Origin of the sequence: Gelidibacter japonicus, from assembly GCF_010725055.1 — a bacterium.
GTDB classification, from domain to species: Bacteria; Bacteroidota; Bacteroidia; order Flavobacteriales; family Flavobacteriaceae; genus Gelidibacter; species Gelidibacter japonicus.
In genome coordinates this window covers 311,608-337,471 of record NZ_BJKB01000002.1, presented here as the reverse complement: position 1 = coordinate 337,471, position 25,864 = coordinate 311,608, and the positions used below count along the sequence as shown (strand labels likewise).

20 protein-coding genes are annotated in these 25,864 nt (G+C 38.9%); 5 read left to right on the top strand and 15 right to left on the bottom strand.

The features are described 5' to 3' along the window. Positions 1-175 precede the first annotated feature (175 nt). Positions 176-1,555: a M20/M25/M40 family metallo-hydrolase gene (locus G6N06_RS03370; RefSeq protein WP_163514646.1), complete on the top strand. Its 1,380-nt coding sequence runs from the start codon at positions 176-178 to the stop codon at positions 1,553-1,555. A gap of 20 nt (positions 1,556-1,575) precedes the next feature. After that, complete coding sequence (locus G6N06_RS03365; protein ID WP_163514645.1) at positions 1,576-2,064, top strand: type II secretion system protein GspG; 489 nt, start codon at positions 1,576-1,578, stop codon at positions 2,062-2,064. 131 nt (positions 2,065-2,195) lie between these two features. Here G6N06_RS03365 and G6N06_RS03360 read toward each other — a convergent pair whose 3' ends face one another. Together G6N06_RS03360 and G6N06_RS03355 are read right to left on the bottom strand one after the other, a co-directional pair. Then, complete coding sequence (locus G6N06_RS03360; protein WP_163514644.1) at positions 2,196-2,966, bottom strand: DUF1206 domain-containing protein; 771 nt, start codon at positions 2,964-2,966, stop codon at positions 2,196-2,198. Between the two features lie 3 nt (positions 2,967-2,969). Further along, on the bottom strand, positions 2,970-4,028 hold the full coding sequence (locus tag G6N06_RS03355; protein WP_163514643.1) for a proline iminopeptidase-family hydrolase: 1,059 nt from the start codon (positions 4,026-4,028) through the stop codon (positions 2,970-2,972). 834 nt (positions 4,029-4,862) lie between these two features. Between G6N06_RS03355 and G6N06_RS03350 the strand changes: the two genes are divergently transcribed. The 3 genes from G6N06_RS03350 (at position 4,863) to G6N06_RS03340 (ending at position 11,354) form a co-directional block, all read left to right on the top strand. Then, positions 4,863-7,811: a SusC/RagA family TonB-linked outer membrane protein gene (locus tag G6N06_RS03350; RefSeq protein ID WP_163514642.1), complete on the top strand. Its 2,949-nt coding sequence runs from the start codon at positions 4,863-4,865 to the stop codon at positions 7,809-7,811. A 10-nt stretch (positions 7,812-7,821) separates the two neighbouring features. Further along, complete coding sequence (locus tag G6N06_RS03345; RefSeq protein ID WP_163514641.1) at positions 7,822-9,153, top strand: RagB/SusD family nutrient uptake outer membrane protein; 1,332 nt, start codon at positions 7,822-7,824, stop codon at positions 9,151-9,153. A 323-nt stretch (positions 9,154-9,476) separates the two neighbouring features. After that, a complete protein-coding gene (locus G6N06_RS03340) occupies positions 9,477-11,354 on the top strand; it encodes a CocE/NonD family hydrolase (RefSeq protein WP_163514640.1) in 1,878 nt (625 codons plus the stop codon). Between the two features lie 203 nt (positions 11,355-11,557). On the opposite strand, the gene G6N06_RS03335 is transcribed toward G6N06_RS03340, so the two are convergent. The 13 genes from G6N06_RS03335 to G6N06_RS03275 form a co-directional block, all read right to left on the bottom strand. Beyond that, positions 11,558-13,582 (bottom strand): S9 family peptidase, encoded by a 2,025-nt coding sequence (locus G6N06_RS03335; RefSeq protein ID WP_163514639.1) that lies wholly within the window; start codon positions 13,580-13,582, stop codon positions 11,558-11,560. Between the two features lie 156 nt (positions 13,583-13,738). Then, positions 13,739-16,906, bottom strand: coding sequence for a S41 family peptidase (locus tag G6N06_RS03330; RefSeq protein WP_163514638.1), 3,168 nt, complete (start codon positions 16,904-16,906; stop codon positions 13,739-13,741). A gap of 222 nt (positions 16,907-17,128) precedes the next feature. After that, positions 17,129-17,299, bottom strand: a complete 171-nt coding sequence (locus tag G6N06_RS03325) for a DUF885 family protein (protein ID WP_240337959.1) — start codon at positions 17,297-17,299, stop codon at positions 17,129-17,131. Between the two features lie 6 nt (positions 17,300-17,305). Then, positions 17,306-17,761 (bottom strand): acyl-CoA thioesterase, encoded by a 456-nt coding sequence (locus G6N06_RS03320; RefSeq protein ID WP_163514637.1) that lies wholly within the window; start codon positions 17,759-17,761, stop codon positions 17,306-17,308. 181 nt (positions 17,762-17,942) lie between these two features. After that, positions 17,943-18,797: an SDR family oxidoreductase gene (locus G6N06_RS03315; RefSeq protein ID WP_163514636.1), complete on the bottom strand. Its 855-nt coding sequence runs from the start codon at positions 18,795-18,797 to the stop codon at positions 17,943-17,945. A gap of 110 nt (positions 18,798-18,907) precedes the next feature. Beyond that, positions 18,908-19,177: a hypothetical protein gene (locus G6N06_RS03310; protein ID WP_163514635.1), complete on the bottom strand. Its 270-nt coding sequence runs from the start codon at positions 19,175-19,177 to the stop codon at positions 18,908-18,910. A 101-nt stretch (positions 19,178-19,278) separates the two neighbouring features. After that, on the bottom strand, positions 19,279-20,160 hold the full coding sequence (locus G6N06_RS19805; RefSeq protein WP_240337958.1) for an ester cyclase: 882 nt from the start codon (positions 20,158-20,160) through the stop codon (positions 19,279-19,281). Positions 20,161-20,166: 6 nt separating this feature from the next. Continuing rightward, a complete protein-coding gene (locus tag G6N06_RS03300) occupies positions 20,167-20,673 on the bottom strand; it encodes a nuclear transport factor 2 family protein (protein WP_163514634.1) in 507 nt (168 codons plus the stop codon). A gap of 38 nt (positions 20,674-20,711) precedes the next feature. After that, positions 20,712-22,067, bottom strand: a complete 1,356-nt coding sequence (locus tag G6N06_RS03295) for an MFS transporter (RefSeq protein WP_163514633.1) — start codon at positions 22,065-22,067, stop codon at positions 20,712-20,714. 159 nt (positions 22,068-22,226) lie between these two features. Further along, entirely contained in the window at positions 22,227-23,234 is a 1,008-nt protein-coding gene (gene ahr, locus G6N06_RS03290) for an NADPH-dependent aldehyde reductase Ahr (RefSeq protein WP_163514632.1), read from the bottom strand. A gap of 78 nt (positions 23,235-23,312) precedes the next feature. Then, positions 23,313-24,359 (bottom strand): methyltransferase, encoded by a 1,047-nt coding sequence (locus tag G6N06_RS03285; protein WP_163514631.1) that lies wholly within the window; start codon positions 24,357-24,359, stop codon positions 23,313-23,315. 67 nt (positions 24,360-24,426) lie between these two features. Then, positions 24,427-25,464, bottom strand: a complete 1,038-nt coding sequence (locus G6N06_RS03280) for a nuclear transport factor 2 family protein (protein WP_163514630.1) — start codon at positions 25,462-25,464, stop codon at positions 24,427-24,429. 26 nt (positions 25,465-25,490) lie between these two features. After that, the gene (locus G6N06_RS03275; RefSeq protein ID WP_240337957.1) at positions 25,491-25,826 is read right to left on the bottom strand and encodes a hypothetical protein; all 336 of its coding nucleotides are present in this window, start codon (positions 25,824-25,826) and stop codon (positions 25,491-25,493) included. Between the last annotated feature and the right edge of the window lie 38 nt (positions 25,827-25,864).

The window sequence follows — 25,864 nt, the reverse complement described above, 5'->3', positions numbered from 1 at the left end:
CTGTTTTAAAATTAAAATTTTTAATGACCTATCTGCAAGGTTTCTAAAACCATCCTGCAAGGTTTCTAAAAACCTTGTAGGTAGAACTAAAACTTCCATCTTCGGATAAATCCAACGGCAAAGTATCGCTTATAAATCAGTATATTTAATTCAATAAATCAATCATATACTTCCAATGAAACAACTTCTTTTTATATTAGGTATTTTACTCTCCATCAATATTTCAGCTCAAACCGATGCTGAAATCATTCAAAAAATCTACAGTAATTCTCTGACCAACGGAAAAAGTTATGAATGGTTGGACCATTTGTCCAATAAAATTGGTCCTCGACTTTCGGGATCACTAGGTGCCGAGCGAGCCGTAGAATATACCAAAGAAGAATTGGAAAAATTGGGTTTGGACAAAGTGTGGCTACAACCGGTCATGGTGCCTAAATGGATTAGGGGATTGCCTGAATTTGCCTATATCGAAACCTTGCCCGGAATGACTACCCATGTCAATATTTGCGCCTTGGGTGGCTCTGTTGAAACACCGGATGGAGGGGTGCGTGCACACGTTGTTGAAGTTCAGGGCATAGAGGAGTTAAAGGCCTTAAGTCCAGATAAAGTGAAAGGAAAGATTGTGTTCTTTAATCGTGCCATGCAGGCTGATTTGATTGATACCTTTGAGGCCTATGGTGGTTGCGCCGACCAGCGTTATGCAGGCGCTATGGAGGCTGGGAAATTGGGAGCTGTTGGCGTTATTGTTCGTTCCTTAAACTTACGATTGGATGATTTTCCGCATACAGGCAGCATGACCTATGGCGATTTGCCAATATCCCAACGGATTCCATCGGCTGCAATTAGCACCAATCACGCAGAGTTGTTAAGTACGATGTTGGCATTAGATCCAACGATCACGTTCTTCTTTAAACAAAATTGCAAACAGATGGCAGATGTGCAATCCTATAATGTGATTGGCGAAATTACGGGATCAGAATTTCCTGATGAATATATTGTTGTCGGCGGACACTTGGATTCATGGGATTTGGGTGATGGTTCTCACGACGATGGCGCGGGAGTGGTGCAATCTATGGATGTGCTGCGATTGTTGAAAAAGAGTGGCATTACACCAAAACGCAGTATTCGGGTCGTTCTATTTATGAACGAAGAAAATGGACTTAGGGGTGGTAAAAAATATGCTGAGATAGCAAAGTCCAAAAATGAAAACCACATTTTTGCCTTGGAAAGTGATTCGGGAGGTTTTACACCTAGAGGATTTTCATTTGATTGCAGTGACGTGGTATTTGATAAGGTCTTAGGTTGGCGAGACCTTTTTAAGCCCTATTTGATTCACTATTTTGAAAAGGGTGGCAGTGGCGCTGATATTGGTCCGTTAAAATCTGATTCTATTGTTTTAGCGGGATTAAAACCGGATTCCCAACGTTATTTTGATTACCATCATGCAGCGACTGATGTGTTTTCGGCGGTCAACAAAAGAGAATTGGAGTTAGGGGCTGCGACCATGGCCTCCTTGGTATATTTATTTGATACCTACGGGACAGGAACTAAATAGCTAAGGCTTAGTAATTAATCATGGAATCTATTGCTGGTTTATTGGCCGAATTGCTACTGATATTTGAAGATTTTAAATTTTGGCTCAAACGACGAAGGCAACGGAAATATGAACGCAAACATGGTTTATCAAAAACCTCAGTGCTTTACCCATCCCAGAAGATTATGATGGTTGGCCTATTAGTTGTCTTGTTGATTGTACTTACATTTTCCTTACTAAGATTTACGGTTTATTTATGGGGAAATAAAGAGACGCAGACCATCAAAAGACTAACTGAAGTGGCGTCGCTTTTAAAGCATCAGAAAGAAACCTCAGGTCATTACCCAAAGGAATTGTCAGCAATTATTAGAAATAATCCGTTACTCAAAAATATCCATAAAGATTATTGGGGACAGGAATTTTTTTATGAACGGCATCCATCTGGGGAAAGTTTTGTTTTAATTTCTTTAGGTTCTGATGGACTACTAAACACTTCAGATGATATTGCGTATAAGTTTGAAATTGATTGAAGGGAAAACCTTTACCAATGCTGCCTTCATGAACGACTTTATGCCAGAAGTGAGCCGCTTTACATGAAGTGTCAATAACTGAAAGGTCTTCGATAATGAAGACTATCAATAACCAAGATAACGCAATAATTTTACTGAATATTGACATACAAATATTTTGCTTTTACGAACATAAAGAGTCCAAAACATAAAAACCCAAGGGCCACAAGACCAAGAACCGCGTCACCAAACTCATTATTCAAGAATTGAAAAGCATCCTCTAAAGTACTCATTTTTTTATTTCGAAATGTAATTCCGGTTCGCATCGTTAAAAATGACATAACTCCAAAAACTACTGCACGCGCTGAATGACCAATACCTCCAAACTTCAATAAAGTTGTTTTAGCTTTCGGATGCATTTCTGAAGATTGTATATTCTTTTTAAATCGATTTGAAACCACAAAATATAGCTCGAAGATGGCTTTTCCTGCTAATACCAGCCCAAAAACGATAGCAAAGAAACTTCCGTATTTTGAGTTCAATGCTTTAATGATAAACTCTTGTTGGTGATCATAACCACTCCTAAAGAGTACTTTTACGGCAACAGATCCCAATGCCCCATAAAACAGACCACCGGTAAAATAACCAGCTCGAGTGAAAAGTGCCTTAAAATCAGTTCCTAAATTTCGGGAGTCATACAATGTCTGATACATTCTCCAAAAGGCGTAACTAAACAAGCCTATAGCCATTGTGACTAGTAGGATTTTGCCAAAAGGCTGACTGGACAAATAAGCAATAGCTCCTTTTGTTCCGGTTTTTTGCCCACCCCAATTGAGCGCCGTCATGGCCGTCAAAACACCAATGAGAACATAGACAAAACCCATGGCACTGAGACCAAATCGTGCTATGTTCTCTTTAAACATGATTTAGTTTTCTTTAAATGTTCCATTATCTACATCTTTAATGAATTGTATCAATCCATTAAAGAAGTTGTCAGCATCGTCATACTGTGTCAAATGGGCACCGTTAGTAGTCACACTTCTTCCGTTCTGTACCTGAGTGCTCATCCATTCCATATAGTTTGGATCCATAGTATCGTGCTTCCCACCAATCATCAAAGTTGGAACTCTTAGTTCATTTAACCGTTCAGAAATATCCCATCCTTTTAAGGTTGCATTCCCAGTGACACCAAATTCACTGTAGCCTTGCATATAAATATAAATGTTGGGATTCATATGGGAGAAGGAACGATTGATGAATTCCGGCCATTCGTCGAGAGGTAAATGCAGCACGTGTTTGGTGTAATAATGTTGGGTCACAAGTTCCGTGTATCGAGGATTGCTAAAATCTTCCTTGGCTTCCATGGTTTTAATTTCTTTATGGACTTCCGGTGGTAATTGAGGGCCTAAAACCTCTGCGGCATATTTTTCATATTCAGGAATACTGGCCATCATATTGGCAACAATAAGTCCCTTGATGTTATCTTGATATTTGAGTGCATATTCCATGGCCAAAAGACCTCCCCACGACTGTCCAAATAGGTAAAAATTATCCTTGTCGAGATTTAGGGCTTTTCTGACTTGCTCCACTTGCTCTACAGAATGTTCAATGGTCCATAATGTGGAATCGTTTGGCTTGTCACTATAATAACTATCCAATTGGTCGTAATAGATGTATTCAATCTCTTCATTAGGAAGATATCCATCAAAATTCTCAAATAACTCATGCGTTCCTCCCGGACCTCCGTGAAGTAGCAGCACCTTCATTTTTGGATTGTTGCCCATACGTTTTGTCCAAACATTAAAAGTGCCTTTTGGCGTGGTGATTGGAATCATTTTGATGCCACCCGTTTTTTGGTCATCGCTATTGGAATAGTCGAAATAACTTGATTTGCTATCGATTTCAGTTTTTACTGCGTTCTGTTGGTCACCGCAGCTTAAAAAAAATGCTGTCGAAAGGAATAAAGAGTAAATGATAGTTTTCATAAATTCATTGGTTTTTTGAAAGTTAATCTGATATATGCCAAGGTTAATGGATTTTAAGAAGGCGGTTCAAATAAAATATCGTTCGATTGAAAAAGCAACTTGTTAGTATAATGGGTATTTCACATGTTGAGATTCCTTAATTTAATATGCTGTAAACCTTCTATTTATGGTTCATAAAGATAAAGCTACTGATTATAATTTGTACTATTGTTCATTTTTTCTTTGTTTTTGATCCTTTTCTGCGATGAAGACCTTCTTTCATGAAAAAAACACAACAATAGACACATTTAGAATCTCTATTGTAGAGGCTGTCATTTCTGTCCATCTTAACCTCATGGTAGGAACTTTGAAAAGATGATGATTAACAATAAAAATAATGGTAAACCTTTCGGTTAATATAAGATAAAAAAACATATTGCCTTTTTTTGCTTGGCCATGCCGCTTAATATTTGCGATAGGATATGGTTTAAAAAATATTCGGTCACAGAGTTTATTATTGATTACTCGGTAGACTTCTGCTAAAAGACAAAAATTAAATCAAGATCATATTAATGATTTTCTTACTGTTATAGTCACCATTCTTACCGTTTCATTTCTACTATAAATATATTGAGCATCCAGTCCGATCTATGTGATACCGTCCGATTGACTCATTTTTCATTAAAAAGATATGTTGAAATCCTATTTTAAAATAGCATGAATTACCATAAAACTGTTCGGAAATTATTTGGAGGATTTACTTGCGGGAATTTACTTCTTCTGATAATAAAGTTTTTAAAACTTGAAAACTTTGCTATCTTCAGCAATTGAAAATTTAACACTAACTCTAAGAATATGAAAAAAAACTATTGGAAAAACTCCATTTTCTTGATTTTTTTAACAGTTCCATTGCTATTGGCAGCTCAGGGAACTGTGACAGGTAAAGTTACGGAAGGATCGGCAGGACTACCACTTCCGGGTGTCAACGTTGTTGTAAAAGGAACTACAACCGGCGCCATAACCGATATTGATGGTGATTTTGAACTCTTGGTTCCTTCATTTCCTTCAACCTTGGTATTTTCTTCTTTAGGTTACGCCACTACGGAAATCAATTTGACCGGACCTACAGTTCTGAGTGTCATTATGGAAGAGTCAGCGACCGGACTTGAAGAAGTCATTGTAACAGGATTGGCGAGTTCCGTTAAGAGACAAAACCTTGCGAATGCCGTTTCCACGGTATCTGCTGCTGAGTTAGTGGGAACTACCAGTCAATCTACAGTGGATGGAGCATTGTATGGGAAAATTCCAGGGGTCAATATTACGGCTACCTCAGGGGCTCCGGGCGGAGGATTTGCCTTAAGACTACGCGGAATATCTTCTATTAACGGAAACAACCAACCGCTCATCATCGTTGATGGTGTCTATTATAATAATGTGGAAATCCCTTCAGGCCTTCGTTTTGCATCTGGTGCCAACCGTGGGAATGAGGAGAACTCCAGTAACCGCTTGGCGGATTTAGATCCTAACGACATTCAAAATATTGAAGTGTTAAAAGGATCTTCTGCTGCTGCTATATATGGGCAACGAGGTAATGCCGGTGTAGTATTGATTACTACCAAGCGTGGACAAACAGGTAAAACCAAAATTAGCTTTAGCCAAGATTTGGGTACCAATAAGATAGCAAAGCGTTTAGGTATGCGACCATGGACGGCCGCGTCGGTAGAAAGTGCGTTTGGTGCGGCAGAGAGAGCCAAATATGAAGCCACTATGGCGGAAAATGGAAAGCTTTATGATTTTGAAGATATTATTTATGGGAATACTGGTTTCATAACAGAAACCCGTTTAAGTGCGACTGGTGGTAATGATAAGACAAAATTTTACGTTGGAGGTTCCTATAGAGATGAAGAAGGAATTATTAAAAATACCGGTTTTGATCGTTTCTCGTTACGAACCAATATTGACCATCGTATTTCTAAGGTGTTTGATTTCAGTTCTTCAACCAGCTATACTAGGAGTAATTCCAGTAGAAGCTTTACCGGAAACGAAAACGAGGGTGGCTTAAGTTATGGGTACACCTTGGCATATACGAGACCATGGACCAACTTATTTCCTGATGCCAATGGAAATTATCCTGTTAACCCAAATGCCGCTGGAAACTCAATATTTGTGAGAGACAATGCCTTGAATGATGATACCAACGATCGTCTCGTACAAGGGATGACCTTAAATACCAATTTGCTACGAACCGATACCGATAGGGTTAGAATTGTAACCAGTGGTGGTTTAGATTATTTGGCGAACCAGACTTATGTTTATGTTCCGGAAACTCATCAAGCTCAGGTTCAACCTGGACCTGGAGGTTTTATAGCAGTTGGGAAAAATAACTTTACTCAATTGAATACCCAAATTATTGGAGTTTGGAATCGGGAAGCAATGGACGGTAGTTTAGATATTACCACTCAATTGGGTGTGGCTTATCTCTATCAAAAATCAAATCTTGTGAATAGTCGAGGGTCCCTATTGGCTGCTGGCCAAACTAGTGTTGACCAATCTGTGAACCAAGTCATTGATCAATTTCGATCAGAAGAAAAAGATTTTGGATATTTCGGACAAATAGAAGGAAATTATAAAGATCAGATCATCGCTACTTTGGGCTATCGTATGGATAAGTCATCCAGAAATGGTGACCCCAATGAATTCCATGGATTTCCGAAGGCTTCTTTGGCGGTAAACATGGCAAATTTTGACTTTTGGAGTTTAGAGTCTATATCTCAGTTGAAGCTAAGAGCCGCTTATGGAGAAACAGGAAGTCCAGCCAGTTTTGGTTCGACATTTACGAGTTTGGGAGCGAGCAATATAGGGGGAAATATTGGGCAGTCCGTTGTAGGAAGTAAGGGAGATGCCTTGGTGAAACCTGAAACTGCCAGTGAATTGGAATTTGGTTTTGATCTTGGGATTTTCCACAACAAATTATCTTTTGAAGCGACCTATTACGACAAGAAGGTAAAAGACTTAATATTGACAAGAGCGCTACCATCATCTTCTGGTTTTACGCAGGAAACGACTAATCTTGGTGACCTTAAAAATACCGGGGTAGAATTGGCCTTGAGAGCTTTTGTGTTTGATAATGAAAATTTCAGATGGAATACTTCCGTACAATGGTATAAAAACCGTTCTGAGGTTACCCGCTTAGCAGTACCGGCGTTTGCTCAACCTGGGGCTGGATTTGGTCTTGGTCTTGGAACCTTCTATATCCAGGAAGGGAAATCCGCTACCCAGTTGGTCGGAAATTTAAACTTGGACGGTACAGGAATAAAACCTACCAAAGTGGGAGATGTAGAACCTGATTTTCAAATGGGCTGGAGTAATAACTTTACAATTTACAAACAATTTGATGTGTCATTTCTTTTAAACTGGAAAAAAGGGGGAGAAAATCTTAATCTGACAACATTTCTTTCTGATTTAGGATTGGTTACTCCTGATTTAGAAACTCCAGAAGGTCAGGCACGACTTCAAATGCCTGCAAATGCGGTGCGATTTGTAGAGCCTGCGGGTTATCTTAGATTAAGAGAAGCCTCTATTCACTATTCTTTAGACAGAAACACGATAAATAGTGTATTTGGTAATACCGTGCAAGGTGTGAAGTTTGGGATATCAGGGAAGAATATTTTCACTATTAGCGATTACAGTGGCTACGATCCCGAAGTGTCCGTAAATGGTGGTTCTGGACTTTCTACCGGAATAGAGGTAGGTTCATACCCTAGTTCACGCCAATTTTTCTTTAGCCTAAACGTTAATTTCTAAAAAAAATAATATGAAAAATAATATAAAAACATTAGCGATTATGACCTTCATAATCCCACTATTCTCGCTTATGGGTTCTTGTACTTTCGATGAAGTCGTAGACCCTAACGGACCAAGTGTGGATGGGGTTTTAAAAAATGCCTCCAAAGGTCAATTGAATGAACTTGTGGTTGCGATAGAATCTACTTCTAGAAACGGACTAGGAAATGAGACTACGTCCAATGGCGTCATGGCAAGAGAGTTTTATCTTTTCAATGCTGAACCACGAAATACGGGAGATTTGTTGGGAAAAGATGGCCTTCAGCTAGACAATAACTCTTTTTACAGCGTAGGATCATGGAACGGAAATTACAGGTGTATAAAGAACATCAACCTATTAATTGAAGCTATTGCCAATACTGATGCGGCAACTGAAAGTGAGAAAAACGGCTATTTAGGATTTGCCAAGACGATGATGGCAGAAGAGTTGATTCAAATACTTAAATCCTACGCAAAGGCACGTATAGATGTTGCCGATCCTGAAAACTTGGGGCCAATAGTAGATTTTAATGAAGGGATTGCTAAGGCTCGAGCTCTTTTGGAAGAAGGACAACAACACCTTTCCAATGCTGGAAGCAGTTTTGCTTTTAGATTGAGTACAGGCTTCTCAGGATTCGATACACCTTCTACCTTTTCTGAATTCAATAGGGCATGGGCTGGCGTAGCTGCCGTTTATGATGGTGACGGAAATGCGGCGTTGACTGCCTTAGCCAGTTCTTATATGGATTTGACAGGAGATTTAAATATAGGTCCAAAACATATATTTGGCTTAGGAGGTGGTGACCAGGCTAATACAGTCTTCAAGGTGCCTTCTACAGCTGATAAACCAAATAATGGAGATCAAATTGTAGTCCATAATACTTGGATTGCGGATGCCGAACCAGGCGATTTAAGAGTAGCACAAAAATCGGCATTAAGAACAAATCCAGCTTCGCAGGATGGTCTAAACGGCACTCATGAAACACGTTTGTACGATTCTGATACTAGTCCCATCGATTTTCTTAGGAATGAGGAGTTAATTTTGGTCTATGCGGAAGCGAATATTTTGGCTAACAATTTGGGAGAGGCAGAAGATGCGTTAAACATCATCAGAAATTCAGCCAATTTGCCTGATTATTCAGGAGCACAAACCACAGAAGCATTAACCACGGAGATGCTAAAACAACGGAGATACTCACTTTGGGCCGAAAACCACAGAATGTTTGATCTTAGACGGTATGGACTATCTAATACTTTGCCTATAGATAGGGCTGGAGATCAAATATTTAATACCATGCCAATTCCATTACCGGAAACTTACTAAGGCATAATAGATGATAAGAATGAAGGAATTGGTTTTGAACTAATCTTGATTGGAAATTCCATAACTACGCCCGATGATAACTCATCGGGTTTTTTTTTCATTGGATCTATAATGGTACAAGGCCTGTCTCGATCCATTAGATAATTCCTTATTTATCATTGTAGATCTAAACATCCGTTTTGGCTAACGGCCCCTGAGCTAATTCACTTATCCTAATTAATGTTGTATGGGTGGTTTTTCAACCTACTATATATATAAATTTTAATTTATTTATCTTTAAATTAGACAACCCGTAAAGACAGCCACTAATTAAAATTAATCCTATGAAAATTTATCGTATTCCCTTTATCTTTATCTTTTTGTTGGCTGTTCAGATATGCTATGGACAAGAGCAAAAAGATATCTTTGAAAAACTTGATGAAATCGCCATTATTGATCAAAAGGTGATGATGCCCATGCGAGATGGTATTCGCCTAGCCACTGATATATACAGACCTAAGACGACAGGAAAGGTTCCCATTATTTTCTCGCGTACCCCTTATAATTTTAATACTTGGGTTGATGGTGTGCGCCAAACCCGAACTGCCCAACAAGCTTATGAGGCCGTTAAACGCGGATATGCCTTTGTGGTGCAAAATGAACGTGGACGTTTTTTTTCAGAGGGCGAATGGGATATTTTGGGAGTGCCACTTACCGATGGTTATGATGCTTTTTCATGGATGGCAAATCAATCTTGGTCTAACGGAAAAATTGGCACAATTGGCTGTTCATCGACTGCAGAGTGGCAGATGGCCGTATCCGCGCTTGATCATCCTTCACATGCGGCCATGGTACCACAGGGGTTTGGCGCAGGTGTTGGAACCGTAGGCGACATTAAGGAACAGGGCAATTGGTACCGAGGTGGCGTAGAGCAGCTTTTATTCTTTGCTTGGTTGTACGGGGTGGAACAAGATAAATTTAAGCCAAGAATCCCTGAAGGCGCTACACAAGAAGACTTGATCAGAATTTCAAGGTTCTATGATCTCGCTCCAAAAAATCCGCCAATAGATATGGCAGAGGCCCTTAAGCATTTGCCAATTAAAGATATTGTCAAGAATATACATGGAAAAAAGGAAATCTTTGATAAAATGGTGATACGTAAACCTAATGATCCGGCCTGGTACGAAGGTGGACTTTATCATGATACTATGGAAATCGGTGCACCTAGCTTTTGGTTTGCCTCTTGGTACGATGTTTCAATCACGCCCAATTTGGCCTTGTTCAACCATGTTCGCAACAATTCAAAAGATCCTGAAATAAGAGAAAATCAATATTTGGTAATTGCTCCTACCTTACATTGTGCATATACCCGTGCCACCGAAAATACGATAGTCGGCCAACGCAGCGTAGGTGATGCCCGTTTGAATTATGACGAACAGATTTATGCTTGGTGGGATCTTTGGTTGAAAGGAGAAACCAATGATTTCAAGAAAAACACGCCTCGAGTACAATATTATACCATGGGCAGCAACGAATGGAAATCGGCGGAAGAATGGCCACCGGCAGACACTAAAATGACTACCTATTACTTGAATAGTAACGGAAAAGCCAACACCCTTAATGGGAATGGCACGTTAACTAAAAAGAAAGCTACGAGAGACAATCCAGATTCTTTTGTTTACGATCCCATGAACCCTGTTAATTCTTTGGGTGGCAATGTATGTTGCACGGGGAATGCCGTTCAGGGTGGTGCATTTGATCAACAAAAGGCGGAAGAAAATCCTAATATTCTTGTTTATACTACGGACGTTCTCACGGAAGGAATAGAAGTAACTGGATTTATTGAGTCCACACTCTATGTTTCTTCTGACGCTAAGGATACGGATTTTACCATTAAACTGATCGATGTATATCCTGATGGTACGGCCTATAATCTTGATGAAACCATACAGCGTGTGCGTTATAGAGAAGGGTACGATAAAGAAGTGTTTATGGAAGAAGGCAAGGTGTATAAAGTCGATTTGACGCCAATGGCTACAAGTAACTATTTTAAAAAGGGACACCGTATCAGAATCGAGGTTTCTAGCAGTAACTTTCCACGTTTTGCACGTAATCTGAACACTGGAGGAAATAATTTTGACGAATCAGAAGGCATTATAGCAGAAAATAAAATTCACCATTCAAAACAATATCCTTCACAAATACGATTGCCTATACGGTAACCCAATCATTGAAAGAGATTTTTGACAATTGGCAAGAGAATGCTGTTAATGGATTCTAAAATCACAGAAGATGAGTATTACAATACCTAAATGCATCCATTAAGTTGACATACTTCAACTTTAAGGATGCATTTTTGAGATATCAGAAAACTGTTTTAAAGAGTAATTTATCGAGTTTTACTGGAGAGAATAGTCATGGAAACCTAATCTTTACTTTTATATTTATCAAACCAAGCCAATATACTTGCAATTTTGGCAATCAGATTACTTGGTTTATTGGCAATGCCATGAGACGCTCCGGGAATTCTTACCATAGCAGTTTCTACCTGTTGAATTTTGAGTGCAGTATATAGTTGCTCCATCTCACTAATAGGCGTCCTATAATCGTCTTCACCACCCAACACCATGGTTGGAGTGGTAATATCGCCAACATAAGACAATGGTGATCTTTTTAAATACGCTTCAGGATTGTCCCAAGGTTTATCCCCAAACCAATACTTGTAGAAGAATGCCGGGCTATCTGCATAAAGTACAAAGCTGTACCAGTTAATCACCGGTTTAGCCACCACGGCAGCTTTAAATCTGTTGGTTTTACCAACAATCCAAGCCGTTAATACCCCACCACCTGAGCCACCGGTAACAAAAAGATTGTTGGTATCTATATTGCCCATTTTGATAACGGCATCCACACCAGACATGAGGTCTTCATAATCATGGTTGGGATAATCATGGTGAATCAAATTTCCAAACTCCTGTCCGTAACCTGTACTTCCCCTTGGGTTGGAATATAAAACCACATAACCTGCAGCGGCATACATTTGGATTTCGGCTGAAAATACCGAACCATAACTGGCAAAAGGACCGCCGTGTATTTCAAGGATTAAAGGATATTTTTTAGTAGAATCGAAGTTGGGCGGCGTGACGATCCAACCTTGAATGTCTCTATTGTCATAAGAGGACTTCCACCAGATTTCTTTTACATTACCCAGTTGTTTGTCAGCAAACAGGTCTTTGTTTACATTGGTGATCCGTGTCGTTTCACCTCCATTCCAAACCGCTAAATCTGCAGGATGATCAGTTCCACCTAAGGTATAGGCTAGCTTGTTTTTGGCTTCTGAATAGGAAGCTGCATTGTATGGACGCCCTAATGAAAGTCCACCAAGCTCGTTGGTAATCGTTCTTATTTTTCCGGTGAGTGCTACATGACCAATTTTGGTATCACCTTTTTCATCATACTGAAAATAAAGACCTTTGCCATTATCTTCCCAAATTGGATTGGAAATATCTCGGTCTAAATCTTTGGTCACAATTTTGCTGCCAGAACCATCTGTATTCATTATATAAAGATTGGAAACTGTATAGCCTTGATAGGTATCATCAAAACCTGTATAGGCTATTTGACTTCCATCGGGCGACAAAACGGCACCATTATCTGGACCTTTCCGAGATGTGAGTGCTTTAATGGCGCCTGTGCTGATGGTGAGTTGGTAAATTTCGCTATTCCTAGGTTCCATTTCATGGTTTTCGTGAAGATTGGCGTCAAAATAAAGTGATTTTCCATCTTTGGACCAAATAGGATTTCCGTGGTCATTAGCAGTAAAAGTGAGCTGTCTTGGAGTGCCACCATCTGTAGAAATTATAAACAATTGCTCGTTACCGCTTTTAAGATAGCCCTGACCATCGCCTCTATAGTTCATTTGGTCAATATAAATTGGAGGCGCATTCCATTTGGCGCCTTCAGGTTTTAGTGGTAGGGTGATAGGTGATTTTTTGGCAGCAGGTACAAACATAGAAAATGCCAAATGCGTATCGTCCCAAGACCATGACACAGCTCCGGGACTTTCGGGAGTGTTGGTAAGCGCTACTACATCTTTGGAGTCGACCCACATCATATAGAGTTTTGTCCGATCATCTTTCATGTTCGATTTGAACACTATTTTAGTACCGTCATGCGACGATCTCGGTTGAGAATCGTTTTGATTTCCAGTGGTAAGGGGTCTGTTTTGGCTACCGTCGGTGTTTACCATCCAAAGATTTGATAAATTCCGGTCGGTCATCACGTCTTTGAAATTTCTGACGTAAATAATACGGTTGCCATCAGGAGAAATTTGAGGATCAGAAATATATTCCAAATTAAAAACATCCAGAAGTTCCAGGTTTTGGGCCCTTTGAGCAATACTATTGCCACAGATAAGGAAGGAAATAATAAGAAAAAAAATGCTTTTCATGATTTATCTGATTGATTATAAAAAATGTAGGTTATCTCATCTAACTGGGAAAAATTCGGTATGCTATTAAAAATAAAATTTAATGTTATTTTTTTAATTCTATTTATGTCTACCAGTGGATTTTAATTTCCGCAGGCTTTCTTTTAGTTGCATCACTTAACGTTTTAAATCCTTTAGAATTTCGGCGATGGCTTCGTCTAATTGTGGTTGCTTGCCCGTGAGTCGGTCTTTAAAGTCTTCTTTTACATAAATGTCTGGTGCTACACCTGTGTGTTCTAAATTATCGCCGCTCAACGTGTAGCAACCCCAAGATGGCAAACGATAGGATGAACCATCTACCAAACGGCCGGCTGAAGTAAAAATAATCCAACGGTAGGTTTCTGTTCCGATGATTTTTCCTAAGCCCAATTCTTTAAAACCGGCAGCTGTAACTTCGGCATCACTTAATGATTGCTCATTGATCAGTAAAACGATCGGTTTTGCTGCAGGTCCAAAATTGGGTTGTGGTGCCAATTTTCCATTTCTATATTTCCATTGGGCGTAAGGTTTTTGGGATAAGAACTGTAAAACGGCGTCGTGCACGTTTCCACCTGTATTATTTCTTAAGTCCAATATTAAAGCGTCCTTTCTATAGGCTTCAGAAACCATCTCCTTCATAAAATTATCGAGTTCACTACCGCTCATATTTTTCATGTGGACATAAGCTATTTTATCATTGCTTTTTTCATCTACATACTTCTGATTGTCTTCAACCCATTCATCATACAGCAAATCTTTAAACTCTCTGGTAGCAATTGGATGCAGGTTTACAGTAATGTCCTTGCCGCTTCTTTTAAAGGTTAACTGCATTTCGTTATCCAATGATGGTCCAGAAAAATAGGCTTCTCTATTTGTTTTGAAATCTACCGACTTCCCATTGACTTTGGTTAAAATATCACCTAGTTTAATGTCTTTTCCAGTGATATCCGCAGGACTTTTACTAACAATATGTGCTACTTTATAAGGGTTGTCTTGAGAGAAAATGATTCCCGATTCTGAAGTGGAAGTGCCGTAATAGGTCTCATCTTCTTTCCCTGAGGTATTAAATCCAACATGGGAGGTATTTAACTCACCAAGCATATCGTTAAATAACATACTCAATTGTGAGCGTTTTGTAAGGTAGGGGAGAAAGTGAGCGTACTTATCTCTAAGTTGTTGCCAGTTTTCTCCGTGGAAATTTTCATCGTAATAATTACTCTCAAAACCTGCCCAGGCTTCAAAAAACATCTGATTAAATTCATTTGCCAGATTTTTTCGAAATGTGGCTTCTGTTTCAATTTTTTCAAGCTTGTTGCTTTTTAAGTCCATGGTATGGATAGTGCCATTCAACAAGGCATAATATCCGTCTTTAGTGGACTCCAGTTGACCGTCCCTAATCACTTGGTCATCTACTTTTTCAGTTTTGTTTTCTTCAAAAGGTTTAATAATGGTTCTCCATAATTTATATTTTCCTTGGTCGTGATTAGAAACATAATACACATAGGTCGTTTCATCCTTTGTAATGACATAAGGGTCATTTTGTGACCCAAATGAAGGACTGATGCGTTCGATACGATCCATCAGTCCTTTTTTATTGATGGTGATTGAAATGGGTTCTTTGATGCTATCTTTTTCTTTTTTGTCTTTATCTTTCTTCTCAGATTTATCCTTATCCTTTTTTTCGTCTTCTTTAAAAAGTTCGTCAAACTTATTCGATTTAAAAGGTGCGTCATAGGTGTCTAAAGCCATTCTGTAAATATGTGTATCTCCAATACCTCTTGGGAACGAAGGTTGCGTTAAGTTAGATTGAAAGTAGATGTATTTTCCATCTGGAGACCATGTGGGATTACTTTCTGAAACCCCAGTTTGGGTTAAGTTTATAATTTCTTTGGTTGCGATATGATAAATAAACATATCGAGTTCAAAATTGCGAAAGGCAGAGTATAAAACATAGGAATCGTCCGGTGAAAATTGAGGGACTGGCGGACGAAGAGCCCAAAATTCATCAGTTACAATAGTCGTACTTTTTAAGGTTTTTAAATCCAATAGTCTCAACTCATCACGGCCACTTATATAAGCCGCATGTTCCATTTTATGGTCTATAGCAATACTGGCGTTGTTTTTTGCCTCGTTGGTAAGTCTTTTTTCTTCACCTGTTCCATCGGCAGCAATAGTAAAGAGATTGGTGTATCCAGAAGCGGTCTGATTATATAATAGTGTACGATTATCCTTTAGCCATTTTACTTCCTTAACACGCTCATTGGGATTGGTGTTTAATTTTTTGATAAACTTACCTTTTATGTCCGATACAAACAGTTCGCCACGAGAAATAAATGCCATCTTCTTATTATCTGGCGATATGGACATGGTACTGATTTTACCCTTTGTTTCAAAATCCTGCTCTTTAATGAGCGTATTGTTTGTGTTAATTAGAATCTTGACCTTTTGAGTTTTATTTGAAGCTACGTCGTACAAGAAAATCTGATAGTCTTTGGTAAACACGATCTTATTTCCGTTGGCACTAACTTGGGGCCAACCGATTGAAGTTTCAAATTTTGTCAAGGCTGTTTTAGTAGCTCCATCTTTAAAAGTATATAGATTATATTCCCCGTTGATTTCATCGGAAACAAAATAAATAACCCCATTTTCATCTATGGTGGCCCACATATCTTTTCCATTATAATCGGTGTATTCTTTGAATGCCTTGGTTTTTGGATTGTAGGATTTAATATCAGGATTATAAGCGCCTTTATAGCGTTTACGATTGGTGAAATTTTTGCTTTCCCAACTTTCATTAAAGAAAATTTCGTCTGTTTTAGGATGGGAAACAACATTATGGACATTGTTGAAATAATTTTCAAACAACCGTATTGGTGTGCCACCAGAAACAGGAACCTTATAACCACTATAACGATTGTACCGCGATGAGGTAAAATAAATTTCTTTGGAATCCCACGACCAGCTATCTACATCATCTGTGGCATCATGAAAGGTGAGTTGATTGATCTCACCGCCATCTATTGGCATGACATAAACATCCTTATTACCATATTGTGTGGCGCTGAAGGCCAACCATTTTCCGTCTGGTGAAATACGCGGCAAGGTTTCTTCTCCTTCCATTGCTGTGAGCCTAAATGCATCGCCACCACTTGAAGGCACTTTCCATAAATCGCCATCATAACTAAAAACTATGGTCTGTCCGTCTGGAGTTAAGGTGGGGTCTATTTGAAAATAAGCTTCTTGTGCATGAGGTGTTCCGATATATAAAAAGGAAATTAAAATTGAAAGGAGATAGTGCGTTTTCATAAGTTTTAGAGAATAATAATTTAGAGGATGTAAGTTAATTATTTTTAAGATAGTTTTTCGTAACTCCTCCTCATCAATTATAATTTAAATGTCTAAAAGATATTATGCTCTATTTTACCGCAAGGAAATCAAAGTTTTAAAAAGTATGTTCCTTAAGAATTGCGATCTTTGCACCGTCCTTGACGACCTTTGCGGTTAAGCTCAATTCAAAAACCCTGAACCTTAACTGGGTTTGGTATCCGTGATATATCTGAGTACGACGGTTTCCAATATGTCCAGGGGCATCGAGCCATTTTTATGAACGACGTTGTGGAATTCTCTCAAATCAAATTTACTTCCCATTTCCTGTTTTGCCTTTTCCCGCAGTTCCTGAATCGCAATACAAACACTCAATTGTTTTTAATTTAAAAGCTCATAATCTGTTTTAAACATGTTTAGTACTTGTTGTGTAGGGGGCATTTCGAAAATAGTAACACCACAATGTTTAAGAATTCCGGGTATATTCTGCGCGTTTCTGCCTTTCCAAAACGCTGCTTTTGTATAGCCAACAGCACGAATCTCGTTTTGCTGTTTAAAAGCTTGTTTGTGGTAGACCCATTTATCGTCCCATCCTTCCAAAACCAGAGTAATGGTAAATACCGACCACATTTTTAGGGATTTTTTATAGATGATTTTTTGTGAACCCAGAATGCCATATAAGCTTTTCTTGACCGTATTGTCGAACAGTGGTGTTCTAAACATCATTTCAAACCGAATAAAATCCATATAATTGAGGTGTCTGGAATTGTTCATATACCGTAAGGTTTCACAATCCAAAATATTGACACGCCGTTTTCTGGTGAGATTCGAAGTCATGTGGTTTCCAAAAGAATTTAGAGCCGATGAAAATATAAATTAGATATAGCCAATAGTAAATCATAATTTTTCCATATATCTAAGTTGTTGAAATTAAACGACTAATTTTATTCTCATTAGTGGATTTTAATACCCTGAGGTTCTTGATTGAATAGTTTAAAGTTCCATCACATATTAGTATCTACCTCGCATTCAACCCGAAATCCTGCTCAACCGATTTATACCAATCTTCATCACTGGTGGCATTCCAATTTATCCATTGTTCATCGTTCATTGACCCGCGCCATTCAATAAAAGGTGCTGCATCTGGGCCAACGGGATGTCTTAGTTTCCAAGTGTTGCTTTCTGAAATTTCTAAGATTTTGTCTGCCACGAGTGTTGGAGGTGTTGGCGTTTGAAGTGATGCTGAAAAAAGGCCGGCAAGGCGTTTTGAATGCGGATATAAGGATTCTGCATTCACTGAAATATCCTTTGCCATTTGCGTATTAATGATGCCAGGTTCTACGATGGCTACCTTAACATTAAATGGTTTCATTTCTTGGGCAAGGGCCTCGCTTATGGCTTCAAGTGCAAATTTACTTGCGGCATAGGCACCCAACGGACTATTGGCAATATGACCTGAAACTGAAGCGATATTAATAATGCAACCATTTTTGGCTTTTCGCATTTGAGGCAACACCGCTTTTGTACACCGAAGGACTCCCAAATAATTGGTATTCATAACGGATTGAAAATCGTCCATCGACATCTCTTCAATGGAGCCATGGCGTTCAATTCCGGCATTATTGACAAGAACATCCACCGAGCCATTCTTTTGAATAATCTCATCCATACCTTTCTTTACGGAAGCATCGGAGTCGACATCCATTTTGGAAATCGTGATGTCTAAAGATTCATTTTTGATTTTTTGCTTAAAATCGGAAGCGTTTTCGGGATTACGCATGGTGGCAAATACTTTGTAGCCTGCACGACCAAATGTTAAGGCTGTTTCAAGGCCTATGCCTTTGCTTGTTCCTGTGATGAGTACTATTTTCATGTGTTTTGATATTTATTTTTTACATAATATGTTCCAGCAATAATTAAAATTTTAAATGTGCTCGAATATTCTTCACGTTAGTATATCGTTATTAGTGATAGAACCAATCATTACACTTCTATTGGCATGGAGACCGTTATCGGTTCTAAAACCGTGTGCTTGTCTTTCAATGCTTTTAGAGACGGATCATTTAAAATTGCTTTAAATTTTTCCATATCCGTAACTTCAATTACCAATACCACTGAATTTTTATTGTTGGCATCCTGAAATGTTCTAAGGCCAGATATAGCAGGTCCAAATACATCAAGTCTGTCTTGATGGCCTTTCAGCCAGGTGTCAATATTTCCTACTTTGTGTCTGGTTACGATTGTTTGTGTCATGATTTTTATATTTAATTTTTGATGCCTACTCTAATTGGTTTCCTGCCTGCCCTCCTACGGAGGGTAAACCGGCAGGCAGGTCGGCTTCTCCGTTTTTCATTTTATCTCTTTTCCGCATCAGCCAATTTCTTGGTATCCACATATTGTTGAAACCCCACCACTTTTCCATCCTTCAAGGTCCATAAGTGGGCCGCCTGGGCATTGTATGCTTTTCCGTCTTTAAATTTCCCGTCATAGCGTAAGGTTGCCAATACTTTATTGTTGCTCATCTCGTGAAGTTCAATGTCCTGCAGTTTAAAATACTCGTGATCGGCCCCAAGACGGGCAAAAACACCATTTAACACAGCGTCCGGTCCTACATATGGGTTGCCATCTGCATAGGAGTTGCCTTCGGCTTCGTTCCACACGATGTTGGCATCCATACCGGCCAAGACGGTAGGAATATCACCTATGGCAAATGATTTGTATAAGCCATCAACAATGTTGACGTTTTCTGGGTTTGAAGTCAATCCCAACTGTTGCATCAATACGGAATTGTCCATAAAATCCTGCTCTTGGGCTATGCGTCCATCTTTCATTTTTACGAGTGTAACGCCTTCAACATTGACCAATTTGTTCGTGGCAGGAATGCCAAAAAAATCGCCTGTGTGTTTTCCTTCAAACTTCCAATGTTTAACGATGTTATCATCTTGTCCAAAGACCTTCATAACGGTAAATTTGATGTCAGAGAAACCCGTGATAAAATTTTGATAGTAAGTTTTGAAATCTGCGATGCCAACAATATTTCCGGCAGGATTGATTTGGACAACATTTGGGTCGAAGTTTTTATCGTTGATGAGGTCTAACTGACCTTGGTTAACAATGTCGTCCCAAACTTGTTCGTACATTTTTAGGTTTTTTTCGAGATTGCTTTTTTGGGCAAACGATGATGTAAAGCTTAAAAAAGCAAGGGTTGCTAAAATGATTTTGTGTGTTGTTTTCATGTCTGTTCAGATTATAATTGGTGTTGAGTTTGATTCATGGGCATAAATAATTGACCAAATACCTTTTTCTTTTTTGAAAAGCATGCTTCCCATATAAGATGCAATGGTCAGTTTGTCTCCAGTTTTGAATTCCATGTTGTTTTTCCCGAACCATGTACAGAGCACAAGGTCTTCGGCTAAAAACCGAAATTCTTTTTTGAGGGTTGAAAATTCGAGGGAACGAAGTTGTTTGAATGCTTCCGAATTCACCGTTTTCATTTCCTGATAGTTATAGGAAGAACCATCAGGATTGATAATCATAAAATCCTCCGAATTTGAATAAGCTTCTATTGCCTCCTCGATATCGAGATGTTTTGCGCCTTGGACAATGTCATCGATGCGTAAAGAGATCTCTTTTTTGGCTTGTTCTTTTTCTTGAGTCGTCCATTCGGAGGTGTTGTTCAAACAAGAGAAAAGGCATAGAAAAGCTAAAGGAACTCCCAATTGAAAAGTTAAAAAGCCGTTTCGTTTCATTTTGATTTAATTTTTGTTAATCCTCAATCGATTTTTTTTTAGACATCTATTATTGTACTTAGCATACCACGTCTTTCAATGTCCTTATTCTCTAATTTTTCGACATTTTTGACAAAAAGTTTGATATTTAAAAATTGCAATAAAACCCAGCTTACTAATACAATGCCTGCGAAGCCCAGCAAGGTAATCTCCCAGCTAAAATTGGCCTTCATTGGAGGTATTAATGCTGCAAATGCAATACGACCGATATTAGAAATAGTCATATATAAAGTAAATTGACTAGCAGAAACTTTTTTCCAACAACATTGCATGGCAATGGCAAAAAGGCCGATATTACAAAAAACACTTAAAGTGGAATAGGCAAACATGTAACCATTGATGAAAATGGTATTAGCCCAAAAAGGTTTCATAAAGAATAATACGACAGTTGAAGCTATCCAAACGAAGAAGTATATATTCAACATTCGTTTTTTACCAAATTTATCTACCAAAAGACCCCCAATGAGCATTCCGCCAATGCCACCTACTACGGAAGTGGTTGCGAATACTTGCGAGTAGGTGAGGTTTGTCCACCCTAATTCCTTGACCGTGAAAATGGGCAGAAGGATATCCATATAATTGATGCTTCCGGCAATAAGGAAGCCAATAATGGCAAGTAGCAATGAGTTCTTTAATTTGAATACACTATATAACGATTTGAAAATTGCTTTCCAGTTGGTTAATTGTAGTTGTTTGTTTTCTAAAGACGCTGTCCCTGCCGTCCAAGGCATTGTTTTTTCACCAGGTCTTTCTCTTAAAAAAATGGGAACAAGCATTATTGTTCCAACCAAACCTGAAAGCGATGCAATGGAGACAGTATAGCTATATTGATTTAAAAGCCAACTTCCTAATGCTAAGGACGCCGAAGTTCCAATAATTTTTGAACCCCACATAAATCCATTGGCACGGGCTTGTTCATCAGGAGGTATAATATCTACTGCCATCCCATCAGTAGCTACATCCTGAAATGCGCCAAAAAATGAGACTATAAAACCGGCCAACATGAAGGTGTCCAAATTATTTAATGGATCAGGAATAAATGCCATGAGGATGAAACTGGTCATTAACCCCAATTGCCCGAAAATTACCCAAGGTCTTTTTCTTCCCATAGATAAAATGGTATAGCGATCCATTAAGGGCGCAACTATAAATTTGAAACTCCATGGCAATCCGCAAGCAATGGCAAAACTGGCAATTTCTCCAGCAGATTTTCCATTCATTGCCATCCAAGCCGGAATTCCAAAGAATAACATGCCTTCGGGTATTCCTTGTGCAAAATAAAGGGCGATAAAATTAAAATACCTTAAAATTGTATTTTCAGAAAGTGCTGGTAACGTGGTTTTAGTTGAACCCATGGTTGGTGTTTCTATTTGTTTTTCTCAATCGCCTCCCGATAGCTATCGGGATGTTAATCTTCTATCGTTTTGTTTGTTTGCTTCCAATGCTATTTCATTTATAATCTTTCATCTGTATTAACTTCAAATCATGTCGAAATTCACTGTGTATGGTGACAGTTATGGATTTTTCAGAACCACCCTAAACCTTGCCTTTCCTGCCTTTAGGTGTTCAATGGCTTCATTTACTTTTGCCATCGGAAACTCCTCAACATCTGGATAAATAGCGTGTCTTACACAAAAATCGAGCATGGTTTTAGTTAACGCAGGACTGCCTATTGGACTGCCGCCTACCGTTTTTTCTCCTATAATTAAACTGAATGCAGGAATTGCCATGGGCTCCAAAACAGCCCCTACGGTGTGAAATTTTCCTTTCGGTGCTAAAGCTGTCAGATAAGAATTCCAATCCAATGACACATTGGTCGTATTTAAAATAAAGTTGAGTTTTCCCGCAATACTTTCTAATTCTTCGGGAGATATTGAATTGATCACTTGACTAGCTCCCATCTTCAAAATCTCCTTTTTCTTATTCGGATTTGAGCTAAACGCGATTACGTCGCAACCCCAGTGTTTTAAGAATTTGATGGCTAAATGGCCCAATCCTCCAATGCCTATGACACCGACCCTATCGGTAGGTTTTACTCCGGCTAATACTATTGGGCTGAAAACGGTGATCCCTCCGCATAGTAAGGGGCCTGCTTTACTCATATCAATAGCTTCTGGAAGCGGAATGACCCACGACCAATGTCCACGAACATAATCGGCAAATCCGCCGTTTCGGCCTACAATAGTGGCTTCACTTTGAGCGCAGAGATGGTGGTGTCCATCCATGCATTGCTCGCAACTCATGCAGGAAGATGACATCCACCCAAGTCCTACCTTATCACCAACCTTCACGTTTTTAACAGCCTTGCCAATTGCTATGACTTCACCAATTATTTCATGACCGGGGACCATTGGATATTGTGTCATTCCCCATTCATTGTTGATCATACTTAAATCAGAATGGCATATACCACAGAAGGCCACTTTAATGTCCACCTGTTCCGGTCCCAGTTCCCCTAAATCATAGGAATAAGACTCTAATTTTCCGTTGGGCTCGAAAGCCGCGTAAGCATTTACTTTCATGATTTTTATCTGCTTTAATTGTTGCCAACAAATGACTTTGGTTTTCTCAATTAGCCCAATACTCAAATGTTGATGTTTTTATTTATAAGCGATTGCTGCACTCGCTGGTCCTGCCAAGGGCATCAATTCGGTAGATGAGAAACCTGCTTTCTTTGCCCATTTGCTGAAATCGTCAAACGTGTAATTAAAGCCATCGCCCGTTTCTATGAGCATGTTGAGGCTCATCATTAAACCAAAGACATTTTCTTTTCGCTCATTATCAATGACATGTTCTATCGCTATAAAAACACCTCCTTTTGGTAAAGCATCATAAGCGATTTTCATGAGTTTGATTTTGGTCTCTTCATCCCAATCGTGCAATACATTTCCCATGGTCACGATGTCTGCTTTTGGCAATCCATCTTTAAAAAAATCACCATTCATCACTTTTACATGGTCTGCCATTTTGAATTTTTGTATGGTTTCCGTGGCCATAGATTTCAATGCAGGTAAATCGAAGGTGGTGCAGTTCATGTGAGGATTGTTTTTGGCGACCATCACAGACAGCACACCAGCAGAACCACCGGCATCAACCAAAGTTTTGTAGTTTGAAAAGTCAAATTGTTGCGCCAAAGCAATAAAGTTGCCCATCTGGACCCCTGTCATGCCATCCACGAATTTTTTGAACATTTCGGGATTATTACTTATAAAATCGAAAATGGTTTCACCATTATTTTTTACGTCATGTTGAATCAATCCGGTTTTTAAACCTTGATCAAGTTTTGCCCATACATTCCAGCCTTGTTCATTCTGCATTTCAAGGATTCCGCCTATATAAGATGGTTTGGCTTTGTCAAGAAAAATACCGGTATCTATGGTGTTTGAATAACGAGAGGTTTCCAAAAGCCCTTCGCGATTTAGAAATCCCAATGCTGACAGACAATCCAAAAAATCGTAGGTATTTCTGTCGGTGCATTTCAAGTCTAAATTTGATTTGATGTCTTTGACAGTCTGGTTCGGATGTTTTTCCAATTGTGTGAATAATTCAAATTCTACGGCGGTTAAAAGGACTTTTGAGGCCCAAAATCCTGTCCCCATTTGAAGAATTGCTGCTGGTGATGGTTTTGTGACTGTTTCGGTTTGCATGATGTATCTGTTTTAGTTTATTGTTGATAATTTTAATTCCCACCAGTAGGTTTTAATATCCCGAGGCTTACCTTGATCGAAAAGACAATTCCTTATTTATACTTTGTGGTCTTGCCCGCCCGTGCCGGTCGGACGGGCCCCGAGGTTCTTGATTTTTTATAATATAATTAAGCTGTCTGTTATATTCATCGGCATCAAAAGTGCCTATGGACTTTTTGATAAGCACATTCTCATTCAGTTGCCAAAGTTCAAAACCGCTGATGTTTATTTTTTTTCCAGTGCCTCGCCAGAATGACTTTATCGGGCTGGCCTTAATGCCTGAATTGGTTCCTGTCAAGGTCCAGTGAAACTCTATTCCTTTGGAGGTTTGTATCAACCTGTCAAAAGCGACAATCATATCATCCGGAAAGGCATCCATAAAGGCTTTGGCATCTTTTGCAATTGCAGTTCTTCCAACTGAGGCAATGCCGTTGTTTATATTAAGCGAACCATCTTCGGCATAGAACAAAACCACAAAATCTGGATTTTGAATGCACCAAACTTGGGCATAACTTTTGGCAAAGATGATTGGGTCATAGATTCTTTCCGCTTCTGGAATACGGGTTGAGGTGAACGAAATATTAATAAACTTCCAAACCTCGTTTTCCTTTATCAATGTGAAATAATCGATGTTGTGCAAAAGTGGCACTCCAAAAGCATGTAAAACGGCATCGGCTTTTACAAAAGCCAAATGTCCATCGCTGACGTGGATTGTATATTCATTTACTGGTTCAAAATATGGCCGATTGACGCTTTTTTTGGCAGCTGCTAAACGATCCTCTATCAACATCGTTTCAGTCGTCCACTTGCCATCTCTTAATCTTGCAATTGCCAGGCTGGCTTTGTCTGCCATCATGTTTGCCATGGCATCAAGGTTGTAATTGCCTGCAACGATTAGGAATTGTTCGATGGTTGCCTTGACATCTTCCTCATCTTGTGTCCAAACTTGATTTTTGGTCGGAATTTTTCCCTTCCTGTTTTCAGAATTTTGCGCCATACATTTGCTTTGCACCATCAAGCAGAGTACAAAGCATGGCAACAAACGATTTATATATAGTTTTTTCATTTGAATGGTTGTGATAATTGATTTTGTTAATACAACATATTATCAAACACTTTGCACAGATTCCGTTCCTTCATTTCAAATTTCTTATCGGAATTAAAAACTTCCATAACCTCCTTTTTGATTTCTGAAATTTCATATGGAGAGAAAGGATATTTCCCGATGACATCGTCAATTTTCTCAAAGCACCTATCCTCGTCGTCACCACAAAATTCATTGTACAACCTTTCAAATGTTTCTGGGTCAGTTTTGGATTTTATCAAGTCGATTTCTTCCTTTGTTTCAACCTGATCTCCCTTTGCGCAACATAGAAGGATGTAAATTTTCAGTTCTTCCTTGCTCCATTGGGTATGATCCGATTTCATGATTTTAGTTTTTGGTAAAATGTAGATCAAGTACATTT